Raw genomic sequence first — 13,808 nt, forward strand, 5'->3', positions numbered from 1 at the left:
CCCCGTGGGCACTCCCGTGTTGTTGCGGGGCGTCGATCTGGCGGCGTTCGCGGCGGCACTGGTCGCGCGACTGCGCGGTGCGGGAGTGCTGGTGTCCGCCAGCGGCCCCGCGAGCTTCGTGCAGGCGCTGCGCGTGCTGGCGCCGGGCAACACCACCGACCTGTATTGGGCGGCCAGGCTGACGTTGGTCAACCGGATGGAGGATCTCGGCGCCTTCGACGCGCTCTTCGCGGCGGTCTTCGGCGCGGCCGAACCCGACGGCACCGGCCGCCCGGAGCCCCCCCTGCCGCTGCCCGGTCCCAAAACGCCCGCGGCCGGCACGCCGCGGTCGGCCGCCAGTGGGTCTGCTTCCGTCCACAAGCTGCCGTGGGCGACGCGGGCGGTGGCGGCCGCCGACGACACCGCGGGCTCGAGCCTGCGGCTGCCGGACGTGCTGCCCAGCCGGATCGCCGCCCTGGCCGACGAACCCTTCGACCGCTTCGACGCGCAAGACCTTCGCCTGCTCGGCACCTGGCTGGAGGCGACCGTCGCGCGTTGGCCGCAGCGGCGCACCCTGCGATTCGAGCCCAGCCACGCCGGCAAGCGAATCGACCTGCGGGCCACCATGAACGCGTCGCGCAAGACCGGCTGGGAATCGGTGCTGCTGGCCCGCGCGCGACCCCGCCGCAAGCCCCGGCGAATCGTCTTGGTCTGCGACGTGAGCCGCTCGATGCAGCCCTATGCCGCGGTGTATCTGCACTTGATGCGGGCGGTGTCGCGCCAGGCGCAAACCCGCGCCGAGGTCTTCGCGTTCTCGACGTCGCTGACCCGGCTCACCCCGGTGCTGTCGCACCGGTCGGCCGAGGTGGCGCTGCAACGGGCCAACGCCAAAGTCACCGACCGCTACGGCGGCACCTTCATCGGACGCAGCGTGGCCGCCCTCCTGGCCCCGCCACATGGCAACGCGCTGCGCGGCGCCGTGGTGATCATCGCCTCGGACGGCTGGGACAGCGCTGCGCCCGATGCGCTCGCGCACGCGATGGAACGGCTGCGGCGCCGAGCCGAGGTGGTGGTGTGGCTCAATCCGCGTGCGGCGCAGCAGGAGTTCCAGCCGCTGGCCGGCTCGATGGCCGCGGCCCTGCCGTACTGCGATCTATTCCTGCCGGCGCGTTCGCTGGCCGGGCTACGCCAATTGCTGCTCGCGTTGTGTCCTTGAGGACGACACCCGACCGGCCGAGCTTGCGGGCCGCGGCCACCAGCGCGGCGGTGACCGCGGCCGCCGCCGCGTAGTCGAGGCCGTCGGGCGGGTGGATGTTGGACACGCAGTTGCGGTCGGCGTCGGTGAGCCCCGGCGCCGGCCGGTGCGTCAGGTAGATGCCCAGGCTGTCGGCCACCGACAGGCCCGGGCGCTCGCCGATGAGCACGAGAACCGTGGTGACGCCCAGGGCCTGGCCGATGTGGTCGCCCAGCGCGACGCGCGCCTGGGTGGCGATGACCGGCGGCGCGATGCGGTAGCGGCCGCCGAATTCGCGGACCAGCGCGCCGACCGTGCCGGCGGCGTGGTCGGTCAACGCCCGCGGCGAGAGCCCGTCGGCCAGGACGATCCCGATGTCCGCCCCGGTGTGCGGCAGGCTGGGCAGGTCGGCCGGGCTGCGACCGAGGTCGGGCCGGCGCAGGTACTCGGCGCGCGAGGCCGCCCGGCTGCACACCCGCAGCGGCTCGCCGAGTCCGGCGCCGATGTCGCGCAGCCGCACCGTGAGCGCGTCGACGTCGAGCGGCTCGTGGACGGCGTCGCGCGCCGCGGCGTGCGCGGCCTGGAACTCCAGCAGGCGCCGGGTCGGCAGCGAGTTTCCCGCCCGCCCGAGCCCGATGCGCGCCTGCGTGGTGGCCCGCAGGGGCGCCCACAGGTCGCTCATCAGCCCCCCGCCAGCGCGCGCAGCGGCGACGTCGAGAGGTCGACGGGAAGGATCCGGCCGGCGGCGTCGGCCATGCCCAGGCCGGCCAGCCAGGCCTCGAATTCGGGTGCGGGCCGCAGCCCCAACGCTTTTCGCACGTACAGCGCGTCGTGAAACGACAGGCTCTGATAGCCCAGCATGATGTCGTCGGCGCCGGGCACCGTGATCACGAACGCGGTGCCCGCCGCGCCCAGCAGGGTGAGCAGCGTGTCCATGTCGTCCTGGTCGGCCTCGGCGTGGTTGGTGTAGCACACGTCGACGCCCATCGGCAGGCCGAGCAGTTTGCCGCAGAAGTTGTCCTCGAGCCCGGCGCGGATGATCTGCTTGCCGTCGTAGAGGTACTCCGGGCCGATGAAGCCGACGACGGTGTCGATCAGCAGCGGCTGCAGCGCGCGGGCCACCCCGTAGGCGCGCACCTCCAGCGTCTGCTGATCGACCGGCTGGTTGCCCACCCCCAGGTGGGCCCCGGCCGACAGGGCCGCGCCCTGACCCGTCTCCAGGTACATGACGTTGTCGCCGACGGTGCCGCGGCGCAACGACCGGGCGGCCTCGTCGGCCTCGGTCAACATCGCGACGGACGTCCCGAACGACGAATTGGCGCCCTCGGTGCCGCCGATCGACTGGAAGACCAGGTCGACCGGCGCGCCCCGGTCGATCAGCTCCATCGTGGTCGTGACGTGGCACAGCACGCACGACTGGACCGGAATCGCGAACCGCTGGCGAATGTCGTCGAGCAGGTGCAGCAGGTCCGCCGCCGCCTGCGGCGAGTCGGTCGCGGGGTTGACGCCGATCACCGCGTCACCGCAGCCCATCAACAGGCCGTCGAGCACCGCCGCGGCGATCCCGCGCGGGTCGTCGGTGGGGTGGTTGGGCTGCAGGCGGGTCGCCAGCGTGCCCGGCAATCCGATCGTGGTCCGGAAGGCCGCGGTGGCCGCGGCCGCGGCGGCCACCAGGATCAAGTCCTGGTTGCGCATGATCTTCGACACCGCCGCAACCATTTCCGGTGTCAGCCCGGGGGAGACCGCGGCGATCCGCGCCGCGGCGTCGTCGCGGCAGGCGGCGTCCAGCAGCCAGTCGCGGAAGCCGCCCACGGTCAGGCCCGCGATCGGTCCGAACGCCCCGCGATCGTGACCGTCGATGATCAGCCGGGTGACCTCGTCGGTCTCGTACGGCACGACCGCCTCGGTGAGGAACGTCGCCAGCGGCAGGTCGGCCAGCACCCAGGCGGCCGCGGCCCGTTCGGCGTCGGAACCGGCGGCGCACCCCGCGAGCTGGTCGCCGGAGCGCACCGGCGTCGCCTTCGCCATCACGTCGACCAGGCCGGAGAAGGTGTGCGTGGTCCCCGAAATGGTTTGCCGGTAGCGCATATTTCAGTATGAGGCAGGATCGGGGACTATGGATCAGCTATGGGCCAACCGGGCGGCCAGCGCCGAAGCCGCTGTCGCGCAACGACACCTGAAACGCCTGTGGGGGCTGCCCGGGACCCAGCTGGGCGTGGTGGCCTGGCCGCCGACGCGGCGCGACTCGTCGTTCGGGACGTGGCACTACTGGTGGCAGGCGCACCTGCTGGACTGCCTGGTCGACGCGCAGCTGCGTGACCCGCAACCGCAGCGGCACACCAGCATCAACCGGCAGGTCCGCTCGCACCGGCTGCGCAACAACTTCCGCTGGACCAACAACTACTACGACGACATGGCGTGGCTGGCGCTGGCGCTGGAACGCGCCGCCCGCATCGCGGGCGTCGAGCGCCACCGCGCCCTGCCCAAGCTGGCCGAGCAGTTCCTCGACGCCTGGGTGCCCGAGGACGGCGGCGGCATCCCGTGGCGCAAGGGGGAGCAGTTCTTCAACGCCCCGGCCAACGGCCCGGCCGGGATCTTCCTGGCCCGCTACTCCGACCGGATGCGGCGCGCCCAGCAGATGGCCGACTGGATCGACGAGACCCTGATCGACCCGGAGACGCACCTGGTGTTCGACGGCATCAAGGCCGGCTCCCTGGTCCGCGCCCAGTACACCTATTGCCAGGGCGTGGTGCTCGGGCTGGAAACCGAACTCGCGGCGCGCACCCATGACGACCGACACGCGCCCCGGGTGCACCGGCTGGTCGCGGCCGTCGGCGAGCACATGGCCCCGGCGGGCGTGCTGGCCGGCGCCGGCGGCGGGGACGGCGGCCTGTTCGCCGGCATCACCGCGCGCTACCTCGCGCTGGTGGCCACCACCCTGCCGGGCGATTCGGCCGAGGACGCCGCCGCCCGCGAGACCGCGCGCCGGATCGTGCTGGCCAGCGCGAAGTCGGCGTGGGACTACCGGCAAACCGTGGACGGGCTGCCGCTGTTCGGGCCGTTCTGGGACCGCGACGCGCAGCTGCCCACCCGGGCCGGCGAGGAGGCCCGGTCCGTCGACGGCGCGGTGAACAGTTCCGAGGTCGCCGAACGGGACCTGTCGGTGCAGCTGTCGGCGTGGATGCTGATGGAGGCCGCCTGTAACGTCACCGCCGAACCGTCGCACCAGGACAGGAGCGCTCAGTGAGTAAAGTCCACCCCGACGCCGAGTCGGCTCTGCACGGGCTGCTGCACGACGGCATCACCGTCGCGTCCGGCGGTTTCGGTCTGTGCGGCATTCCGGAGAAGCTGATCCAGGCGCTGGTCGACAGCGGCATCAAGGACCTCACCATCGTCGGAAACAACGCCGGAGTGGACGATTTCGGGATGGGTCTGCTGCTCAAGGGCAGGCAGGTGCGGAAGGTCATCGCCTCCTATGTCGGCGAGAACAAGGAATTCGAGCGCCAGGTCTTGGCCGGCGAGCTGGACCTGGTGCTGACGCCGCAGGGCACGCTCGCGGAGAAGTTGCGCGCCGGCGGCGCCGGCATCCCCGGCTTCTACACCCGCACGGCCTACGGAACCAATCTCGCTGAAGGCAAGGACACCCGGGTCTTCGACGGCACCGAATACGTTCTGGAAGAGGGCATCCGGGCCGACGTGGCGCTCGTCAAGGCCTGGAAGGGCGACAAGGCCGGCAACCTCGTCTACCGCAAGACCGCGCGCAACTTCAACCCGATGATCGCCACCTGCGGCGCCGTGACGGTCGCCGAGGTGGAAGAGCTGGTCGAGGTCGGCGAGCTCGACCCTGACCTGATCCATACCCCCGGCATCTACGTGGACCGGATCATCCAGGGCACCGACTACGAGAAGCGCATCGAGTTCCGCACCACCAGCGGCGGCGCCGCGCTCAAGCACGACAGCCCCATCCGCGAGCGGATGGCCCAACGCGCCGCCCGGGAGTTGCGCGACGGCTACTACGTCAACCTGGGGATCGGGATTCCGACGTTGGTGGCCAACTTCATTCCCGACGACATCAGCGTCACGCTGCAATCCGAGAACGGCCTACTCGGCATCGGGGCCTACCCGAGCGAGGACGCCGTCGACCCCGATCTCATCAACGCGGGGAAGCAGACCATCACCACCCTCCCCGGATCCAGCTTCTTCAGCAGCGCCGATTCGTTCGCGATGATCCGCGGTGGCCACATCGACCTTTCCATCCTGGGCGCCCTGGAGGTCGCGGAGAACGGCGACCTGGCCAACTGGATGGTGCCGGGCAAGATGGTCAAGGGGCCGGGCGGCGCGATGGACCTGGTGTCGGGTGTCAAGCGGGTGATCGTGACCATGGACCACACCGCCAAAGACGGCAGCCCCAAGATCCTGCGGCAATGCTCGCTGCCGCTGACCGGCAAGGGCGTGGTCGACATGATCATCACCAACCTGTGCGTTTTCGACGTCGAGCCGGGACAGGGGCTGACGCTGACCGAACTGCATCCCGGGGTGACGGTCGAGGAGGTCCGCGCCAAAACCGGCTGCGATTTCAACGTCGCGATCTGAGCCGAACACCGCCGGCTACTCGGGTGCCGTCAGCCGCTCGGGGTGCTTGTCGGGCTCGGCCGCCACATGCCGCCGGCCCCGGTAGGTCCGCCAGGCCGCGATCAACGCCGGCATCAGGGAGATGACCAGGATGGCCAGCAGGATCTTCTGCAGGTTGTGGTGCACGAACGGCACGGAGCCCAGGAAGTAGCCGGCCAGCGTGACGCCGCCGCCCCACAGGATGCCGCCGACGATGTCGAAGCCCAGGTACACCGGGTAGCGCATGTAGGACACCCCGGCGACCACCGGGACGTACGTCCGCACGAACGGCGCGAACCGCGCCAGGATGATCGCCCACGGCCCGTATTTCTCGAAGAAGGCGTGCGACTCGGTCACGTAGTGCTTCTTGAAGAACCGGGAATCTTCCTTCTTGAACAGCGCCGGCCCGATCCGCCGGCCGATGAAATACCCGGTTTGGTCGCCCAGGATCGCCACGGTGGCCACGGCCGGGGCCAGCACCCAGATGCTGGCCGGCGGGTTGGGGTGCGCGGCCAGCAGACCGCCGGTGAACAGCAGCGATTCGCCGGGCAGCAGCGGGAACAGCAGGCCGGTCTCGATGAAGACGATGAGCAGGATGCCGGGCAGCACCGCGGACCCGAAGACGCCGTCGGCGCCCAGCCAGTACATCGGGTCGAAGATGTGGGGCAGGGCCGTCACCGTGGTGCTCACGATGGTTCAACATACCGGTGTTGCGATACCGGATGGGCCGGTCGCCAGGAGGAGCACATGCCCGAACCGCTCGAGTGTGAAGCTAGCTTCACATTCGGCGCCCAACGTGAAGCTAGCTTCACACTCGGCGCGGGAATCGAGTTAGCCGCTGGCCGACTGGCAGATCTTCCACTGGTCGTCGCGGTACTGCAGGTCCAGGCTGCGCGTCGAGCGCAGCGACGGGTCGTAGGCCATGAACGTGGTGACGTTGGCCTCGGCGTGCTGGCCGTTGACCACCACCTGGTCGATGCTGGCGATCACCGGGTACTGCTTGGCCACCGAGACGCGACGGTAGGTCTCGTCCCACTGGTGCTCGTCGTAGTCCGCATAGCCGTCGCGGGTGGTGCCGCAGGTGATGGTGCGCAGCGTGGTCAGGTCGCCCTTCTGGATCGCGGTGTCGAAGCTCTGGATGGTGGTCCGAACCTGGTCCTCCTGCGACACTTTCGTGTGCTTGCCGCGGGTGAGCAGCACGGTGCCCAGGATCGCGATCGCGGCCAGCGCCAAAACGATCAGCACCAGCGCCAGCACCCAGCCCCAGTTGAACTGCCGGGAGGTGCGCAGCTTCGCGCCGAGGCGCGGCGGGATCGACTGCGGCACAGCGGGTTTGGGATGCAGGCCGGGCTGTGCGGGCATGCCCTGTGGCGGCGAGGCGAAGACCTCGGTGGCGGGCTCCGGCGTGGTGGCGATCACCGTGGTCTCTTTCGCATCGAAACCCGGCGCGGTGAAGCGCCGTTCGCGCTGCGCGCCGTCCGGGTCGTCGGCGGGATCCACCGGATCGCCGCCCGATTCGGGTCTGATCACCACGGTCTCGGTCTCGGAGTCGCTCGGTACCAGCGGGACGCTCTCGGTCGCGTCCTCGCCTGACGACGCGGCCCATTCGTGCCCGCGCGGATTCGGCGTGCCGCCGCGGTCGGGCTCGGGTGGCTGGGGCATGAGTACAGCTGTCCTCCGCTATCGGGTGGGCTAGTTGGAGAGCTTAGCGACCATCGCCCCTGGATGGGGTGATCGTCGAGGTCCGGCGGCCCCGGGAAAAGGGGCGGCTGGGAGTATAAGAGCCATGACGCCGATGCGAGACCTTCTTGGACCAGAACCGACCCTGCTGCCGGGCGATCCCGACGCCGAGGCGGAACTGCTCGCCGGCGAGAAGCCCGGGATCGTCGCCGCCGCGCACCCGTCGGCGTCGGTGGCCTGGGCGGCGCTGGCCGAGCAGGCGCTGGCCGACGACCGGGCCATCACCGCTTACGCCTACGCCCGCACCGGCTATCACCGGGGCCTGGACCAGCTGCGGCGAAACGGCTGGAAGGGTTTCGGCCCGGTCCCGTATGCGCACGAACCCAACCGCGGGTTCCTGCGCTGCGTGGCGGCGCTGGCCCGGGCCGCCGACACGATCGGCGAGTCCGACGAGTACCAGCGCTGCCTGGACCTGCTCGACGATTGCGACCCCGCGGCGCGCCCGGCGCTGGGGCTCTAGAAGGTCTCCGAACACCCCGTGTCGCCCGGGGTGTCGATCTGGACGGTGGCGTGTTCCAGCCCGCGGGCCGACAGCACCGCCCGGGCGTCCTGCAGCACCCGGGCGGAGTCGCCGTCGCTGCGCAGGTGCGCGGTGCACATGTCCTTGCCGGGCGACAGCGTCCAGACATGCAGGTCGTGCACCTCGGTCACGCTGTTGAGGGCGCCCAGCGCGGAGCGCAGCTCCTCGACGTCGATGTGGGTCGGTGACGATTCGGAGAGGATGCGCAACGCGTCGCGGGCCAGCGAGATCGCCCGCGGCAGCACCCACAGCGCGACGAGCACGGCGACCACCACGTCGGCGTAGGGCCAGTGCGTCGTCACGGTCACCACACCGGCGATCAGCACGCCCAGGCTGCCGACGCTGTCGGCGACCACCTCCATGTAGGCGCCCTTGACCGCCAGGCTCTGCCCCGAGTGGGACCGCAGCAGCAGCGCGACCACCAGGTTGGCCAGCAGCCCCGCCAGCGCGACCACGATCATCGGCACGCCGGGGATCGACGGCGTCTCCCTGAGCCGCTGGATCGCCTCCCAGAGGATGAACAGGGCGACGCCCATCAGCAGCCCCGCGTTGGCGACCGCGGTGAACACCTCGGCCCGGTGCCAGCCGTAGGTCCGCGACGGCGACGAGCTGCCCCGGCGGGCCAGCGTCACCGCGGCCAGGCCCATGAAGACGGCGACGACGTCGGTCAGCATGTGCCCGGCGTCGGCCAGCAGCGCGATGGAGTTGATCAGCAACGAGGTGGTCAGCTCCACCACGAAAAACGCCGCCAGTATCGCGGCGGCGGCGATCATGCGGGGAATCAGCCGGGACCCGTCGGTCTCGGCGGGACTGTGGTTGTGACCGGCACCCATGGCGTGCAATATATGCGGATCCACGCATATATGGCAAGGGTCAAATCCAGCGGCTCCAGAACCGGGTCAGCAGGTTGCCCGCGGACACCAGCCAGGGCTGCACCCCGGAGAACTCGAACAGCCAGAGCACCAGCTGGAAGAACCAGTGGCTGGCCGGCAACAGCAGGAACAGCACGATGACGAAGCCCCACTGTTTGGCCGGCGCCACCGCGCGCTGCGTCTCGGGGCTCAGGTGCGGTTCCAGGGCGTCGTAGCCGTCCAGGCCCGGGATGGGCAGCACGTTCAGCACCACCGCCGTCAGCTGCAGGAACCCCAGGAACGCCACCCCGGCCCACAGCACCTGGTGGAACGGGTCATAGAACAGCCGCGTCAGTGCCAGCAGCAGCACCGCCAGCACCAGGTTGGCCGCCGGGCCCGCCAGGCTGACCATGGTGCGCCGGCGCGGCGTCATGAACCAGGTCCGCACGTACACCGCGGCGCCGGGCAGGCCGATCCCGCCCAGCGCGATGACCACCATCGGCAGCAGGAGCGACAGCGCCGGATGGCTGTAGCGGCGCGGATCCAGCGTCAGGTACCCGCGGACGGCGGCGTCGTGGTCGCCGAATCGCCAAGCGGTCACGGCGTGGCCGAATTCGTGCAGGCACAGCGACACCAGCCAGCCGGCGATGACGAAGGTGAACACCCCGAAGTACGCCAGGGGCCGCACGGTGCTGCCCGCCAGCCACGCCAGCACGCCGCCGGTCGCCGTCAGGGCCAGCAGGGCCAGGAAGATGGGACTGGGGCGCACCGATTCACGCCGGGCGGGCAGGCTCACCGGTCGAAACTAGCGGACCGCCAACCAGCCTTCGACGTTGCGGTAGAACGACGACCGGCGCGCCGGGCGCGGCGCGGGCACGCCATCGCGCACCACGGTGACGCCGGTGCTGCCCAGCTGGACCGCGCGCCCGGCCACCCAGCGGCGCCAGCCCGTCGGCACGCGGGCGCGCAGGCCCGGCAGGGCCAGCGTCGGCTCGATGTCGACGGCGGGGGCGTCGCCGTCGAACAATGTGGTGTCGTCGACGACCGCCTCGCCGTGCAGGAGCGGCCCCTGCGCGGGCACCCAGCCGGCCCGCCCGACGACCACCGACCCGGTCTCGTCGCGGACCAGGGTCACCCGCCGGGCGGCCCCCCGCCGGGCGCGCCGCGCCGCCCGCCGCCCGGCGGGCAGGCGGTAGACGCGGCTCGCTCGCGTGCGGCGGCGCGGCACGTAGGCCACCTCCACGTCGAGCCGGCCGGCGCGCAGCAGCCGGGTCAGCACGGTCGCCAGGTCGGCGTCGCCGCCGACCACCACCAGCCGTCGGTGCGGCCCGATCGCGGCGTCCACGTCGGCCACATCGACGACGCGGCGCAGGGGCGAACCGGTCAATGGGCGCGGCGCACGACGATCGCCGAACAGCAACACCGCTACGGCGCGATCTTCTTGCCTCATCAGCCAATACCCTTGTATTCCAATGCTTCTCGTCCGCTGGGCGGCCAGACCATTTGGGCGCGCCATGATCTCGTCGTCACGACACAGTCACAACATGGTTTCGGACTACGAAAGTTGTTGCGCCGCCGCACGGTAACAGCCGGATACTTTACTCCTGCCACGGGGTCAACGAATGGGTGGCCAACAGAACGGAGAACTGCCATTCGCCGCCTCATCGCCGTCTTCTCAACCGCGCGAACCGCGCCGCCCCTCTCCGGTACCGGCCCCACGCGCGTCCATTGCTGACCAAGCAACTCCGCGGTGTTGGCGCGGTGGCGCTGTCGGCTGTCCTGCTGTGCGTCGGGCCGGCGACGGCCTCGGCCGACGAATCGATCGTGATCGACCTGGTGCGGCATGGGCAGTCGGAGGCCAACGCGGCGCGCGTGATCGACACGGCGGTGCCGGGAACGCTACTCACTGCGCTCGGCCAGCAGCAGGCGCAGAACGTCGGCAACGTGCTCGCCGCACAGGCCCCGTTCGCCGGGATCTTCGCTTCGCAGTTGATCAGGACGCAGCAGACCGCGGCGCCGCTGGCGGCCACGTTGGGGATGAACGTTCAGGCACTGCCCGGGCTCAACGAGATCGACGCCGGCGTTTTCAACGGACGCCCGCAGTTCAGCCTCGCGGGGCTGGTTTACCTGCTGGGCCCGGTGGCGTGGCTGCTGGGGCTGCGCATCGTGCCGATGCTGGCCCCGGGCTCCGCCGACACCAACGGGTTCGAATTCCACAACCGCTTCAACGGCGCGCTGCAAACGATGTACGGCAACGCCGTCACCGACGCGGGCCGCTTCAACGACACCCTGCAACTGATGTACGGCAACGCCATGGCCAACCCGGTCCGGACCGCGGGCGGTCAGATCACCGAAGTGGCGTTCTCCAGCGAGTTCGCGATCGGCGTCGGGACGATGATGACCGTCAAGAACCCCGATCCGCTGCTCCTGCTCTTCGACCCGCTGCCCAACGCCGGCATCGTCGTGATCCAGGGCAACCCGCACGATGGCTGGAGGCTGGTCAGCTGGAACGGGAAACCGGTGTGGCCGGGCTGGGCCGCCAAGCGGACCGGCCGCGACCCCAGGCAGCCCCTGTGCCTGATGTTGGACGAGCCGACCGCCGGCGGGGTATGCGCGGCTAAACCGCCCGCGACGCCGTGAGCCGGGCCCGACCCGGGACACGAGTCGGGGCCAAACGGCCCTTGGCGCAGGTACGTCGCCGCCCGACGTTTAGGATCGCCACGTGAGCGCGGCAAGCAAAGATGCCTCCAGCTACGCGCACGGTCCCGCAGTGGTCAACCGAGGCGCCGGTGCGGGTCGGCAGCTCGAGCCACCGGGTGATGCCGCAAACCGTTGCAGCGCCGCAAGATACGGCGCGTTGCCAGTCGAACCACAGTAAGCAGGCGGGAGCGAGTCATGCCGGCAATCGTCCTCATCGGCGCCCAATGGGGCGACGAGGGCAAAGGTAAGGCCACTGACCTGCTCGGTGGGCGCGTGCAGTGGGTGGTGCGCTATCAGGGGGGCAACAACGCCGGCCACACCGTCGTCCTGCCCAGCGGCGAGAACTTCGCGCTGCACCTGATCCCGTCGGGGGTGCTCACCCCGGGCGTCACCAACGTCATCGGCAACGGGGTGGTGGTCGACCCCGGGGTGCTGCTCGACGAGCTCCAGGGCCTCGAGGACCGCGGCGTGGACACCACCAAGCTGCTCATCTCCGCCGACGCCCACCTGCTGTTGCCCTACCACGTGGCCATCGACAAGGTCACCGAGCGCTACATGGGCAACAAGAAGATCGGCACCACCGGCCGCGGCATCGGGCCGTGCTACCAGGACAAGATCGCCCGCCAGGGCATCCGGGTCGCCGACGTGCTCGACCCCGAGCAGCTGACCCACAAGGTCGAGGCCGCACTCGAGCTGAAGAACCAGATCCTGGTCAAGATCTACAACCGCAAGGCGCTGGACCCGCAGCAGGTCGTCGAGTCCCTCCTGGAGCAGGCGGAGGGCTTCCGCCACCGCATCCGCGACACCCGGCGGCTGCTCAACGCCGCGCTCGAGACCGGCGAAACGGTGCTGCTGGAGGGTTCGCAGGGCACCCTGCTCGACGTCGACCACGGCACGTATCCCTATGTGACGTCGTCGAATCCGACCGCCGGCGGCGCCGCGGTCGGGTCGGGCATCGGCCCCACCCGCATCACCACCGTGCTCGGGATCCTCAAGGCCTACACCACCCGGGTGGGCTCCGGGCCGTTCCCCACCGAGCTGTTCGACGAGAACGGCGAATACCTGTCCAAGACCGGCGGCGAGTTCGGCGTCACCACCGGGCGGCGGCGCCGCTGCGGCTGGTTCGACGCCGTCGTCGCTCGCTACGCCACGCGGGTCAACGGCATCACCGACTTCTTCCTGACCAAGCTCGACGTGCTGTCCAGCCTGGAAACGGTCCCGATCTGCGTCGGTTACCGGATCGACGGCGAGCGCACCAACGACATGCCGATGACGCAGACCGACCTGCACCGCGCCGAGCCGATCTACGAGGAGCTGCCGGGCTGGTGGGAGGACATCTCGACGGCGCGCGAATTCGACGACCTGCCCGCCAAGGCGCGCGACTACGTGCTGCGGCTGGAAGAGCTTGCGGGCGCTCATGTTTCGTGCATCGGCGTCGGCCCGGGACGGGAACAGACGATCGTGCGCCGCGACGTCCTGGCGGCCCGCCCGTGACGGAGCCGGATCCCAAACAGCTCGATCCCGAATACGACCACCACGGCGGCTTTCCCGAATACGGACCGGCCAGCCCCGGCCCCGGATTCGGCCGCTTCGTCGCGGCCATGCGCGCGCTACAGGACCTCGCCGTGTCCGCCGACCCCGGCGACGATGTGTGGGACGACGCGGCCGACCGCGCCGCCGCCCTGGTGCGGCTGCTCACCCCGTTCGAGGCCGACGAGGGTAAGGCGCCGGCCGGGCGCACACCCGACCTGCCCGGCATGGGCAGCCTGTTGCTGCCGCCGTGGACGCTGACCCGCTACGCGCCGGACGGGGTCGAGATGACCGGGCACTTCAGCCGGTTTCACGTCGGCGGAAACCACGCCGTGCACGGCGGCGTGCTGCCGCTGCTGTTCGACCACATGTTCGGCATGATTTCGCACGCCGCGGGGCGGCCGATCAGCCGGACGGCCTTCCTGCACGTGGACTACCGCAAGGTCACCCCGATCGACGCGCCGCTGGTGGTGCGCGGCCGCGTCACGAGCACCGAGGGCCGCAAGGCGTTCGTGGCCGCGGAACTGCTCGACGGCGCCGACGCGGTCCTGGCCGAGGCAAACGGGCTGATGGTGCGGCTGCTGCCGGGTCAGCCCTAGCGCGCTCGGGCCTGCCACCCGCGCCGCCGACCTATCCTTGAGCG

13 protein-coding genes and 1 pseudogene are annotated in these 13,808 nt (G+C 70.7%); 7 read left to right on the forward strand and 7 right to left on the reverse strand.

Annotated elements, in window-relative coordinates; translation table 11 throughout:
• The first annotated feature begins 4 nt into the window (after window positions 1–4).
• Entirely contained in the window at window positions 5–1,195 is a 1,191-nt protein-coding gene (locus AWC03_RS12035) for a vWA domain-containing protein (RefSeq protein ID WP_249025869.1), read from the forward strand.
• Here the strand turns inward: AWC03_RS12035 and eutC are convergent.
• Together eutC and AWC03_RS12045 are read right to left on the reverse strand one after the other, a co-directional pair.
• Window positions 1,170–1,895: pseudogene (eutC, locus tag AWC03_RS12040) on the reverse strand (ethanolamine ammonia-lyase subunit EutC); the annotation flags it as partial. The gene AWC03_RS12035 and the pseudogene eutC sit on opposite strands and share 26 nt — an antisense overlap.
• The gene (locus AWC03_RS12045) at window positions 1,895–3,301 is read right to left on the reverse strand and encodes an ethanolamine ammonia-lyase subunit EutB (RefSeq protein ID WP_085240701.1); all 1,407 of its coding nucleotides are present in this window, start codon (window positions 3,299–3,301) and stop codon (window positions 1,895–1,897) included. The gene AWC03_RS12045 and the pseudogene eutC, both read right to left, overlap by 1 nt.
• A 28-nt stretch (window positions 3,302–3,329) precedes the next feature.
• On the opposite strand from AWC03_RS12045, the gene AWC03_RS12050 reads away from it, so the two are divergent.
• Window positions 3,330–4,460, forward strand: coding sequence for a glycoside hydrolase family 76 protein (locus AWC03_RS12050; RefSeq protein ID WP_085240702.1), 1,131 nt, complete (start codon window positions 3,330–3,332; stop codon window positions 4,458–4,460).
• Window positions 4,457–5,806 carry a 3-oxoacid CoA-transferase gene (locus AWC03_RS28110; RefSeq protein ID WP_085240703.1) on the forward strand — a complete coding sequence of 450 codons (1,350 nt, stop codon included), beginning with the start codon at window positions 4,457–4,459 and terminating at the stop codon, window positions 5,804–5,806. Before AWC03_RS12050 ends, AWC03_RS28110 begins: the two co-directional genes overlap by 4 nt.
• Window positions 5,807–5,821: 15 nt before the next feature.
• Here the strand turns inward: AWC03_RS28110 and AWC03_RS12060 are convergent, their stop codons facing one another.
• The gene (locus tag AWC03_RS12060) at window positions 5,822–6,514 is read right to left on the reverse strand and encodes a DedA family protein (RefSeq protein WP_085240704.1); all 693 of its coding nucleotides are present in this window, start codon (window positions 6,512–6,514) and stop codon (window positions 5,822–5,824) included.
• A gap of 141 nt (window positions 6,515–6,655) precedes the next feature.
• Window positions 6,656–7,486 (reverse strand): Rv0361 family membrane protein, encoded by an 831-nt coding sequence (locus tag AWC03_RS12065; protein ID WP_085240705.1) that lies wholly within the window; start codon window positions 7,484–7,486, stop codon window positions 6,656–6,658.
• Window positions 7,487–7,610: 124 nt separating this feature from the next.
• Between AWC03_RS12065 and AWC03_RS12070 the strand changes: the two genes are divergently transcribed.
• Window positions 7,611–8,024, forward strand: a complete 414-nt coding sequence (locus AWC03_RS12070) for a DUF3151 domain-containing protein (RefSeq protein WP_085240706.1) — start codon at window positions 7,611–7,613, stop codon at window positions 8,022–8,024.
• Here AWC03_RS12070 and AWC03_RS12075 read toward each other — a convergent pair.
• The 3 genes from AWC03_RS12075 to AWC03_RS12085 are packed head-to-tail and all read right to left on the reverse strand — an operon-like array spanning window position 8,021 to window position 10,385.
• Window positions 8,021–8,917: a cation diffusion facilitator family transporter gene (locus tag AWC03_RS12075; protein WP_085240926.1), complete on the reverse strand. Its 897-nt coding sequence runs from the start codon at window positions 8,915–8,917 to the stop codon at window positions 8,021–8,023. The two genes, AWC03_RS12070 and AWC03_RS12075, sit on opposite strands and share 4 nt — an antisense overlap.
• Before the next feature lie 40 nt (window positions 8,918–8,957).
• Complete coding sequence (locus AWC03_RS12080) at window positions 8,958–9,731, reverse strand: site-2 protease family protein (protein WP_085240707.1); 774 nt, start codon at window positions 9,729–9,731, stop codon at window positions 8,958–8,960.
• A 9-nt stretch (window positions 9,732–9,740) separates the two neighbouring features.
• Window positions 9,741–10,385: a peptidase M50 gene (locus AWC03_RS12085; RefSeq protein WP_085240708.1), complete on the reverse strand. Its 645-nt coding sequence runs from the start codon at window positions 10,383–10,385 to the stop codon at window positions 9,741–9,743.
• Window positions 10,386–10,696: 311 nt separating this feature from the next.
• On the opposite strand from AWC03_RS12085, the gene AWC03_RS12090 reads away from it, so the two are divergent.
• The 3 genes from AWC03_RS12090 to AWC03_RS12100 all read left to right on the forward strand — a co-directional run bounded on the left by AWC03_RS12090 (window position 10,697) and on the right by AWC03_RS12100 (window position 13,764).
• Window positions 10,697–11,575 carry a histidine phosphatase family protein gene (locus AWC03_RS12090; protein ID WP_085240709.1) on the forward strand — a complete coding sequence of 293 codons (879 nt, stop codon included), beginning with the start codon at window positions 10,697–10,699 and terminating at the stop codon, window positions 11,573–11,575.
• Window positions 11,576–11,830: 255 nt separating this feature from the next.
• The gene (locus AWC03_RS12095) at window positions 11,831–13,129 is read left to right on the forward strand and encodes an adenylosuccinate synthase (protein WP_085240710.1); all 1,299 of its coding nucleotides are present in this window, start codon (window positions 11,831–11,833) and stop codon (window positions 13,127–13,129) included.
• Window positions 13,126–13,764, forward strand: a complete 639-nt coding sequence (locus tag AWC03_RS12100) for a PaaI family thioesterase (RefSeq protein WP_085240711.1) — start codon at window positions 13,126–13,128, stop codon at window positions 13,762–13,764. Before AWC03_RS12095 ends, AWC03_RS12100 begins: the two co-directional genes overlap by 4 nt.
• Window positions 13,765–13,808 lie beyond the last annotated feature (44 nt).

Source organism: Mycobacterium europaeum, assembly GCF_002102155.1.
In the GTDB taxonomy this organism is placed as follows: domain Bacteria; phylum Actinomycetota; class Actinomycetes; order Mycobacteriales; family Mycobacteriaceae; genus Mycobacterium; species Mycobacterium europaeum.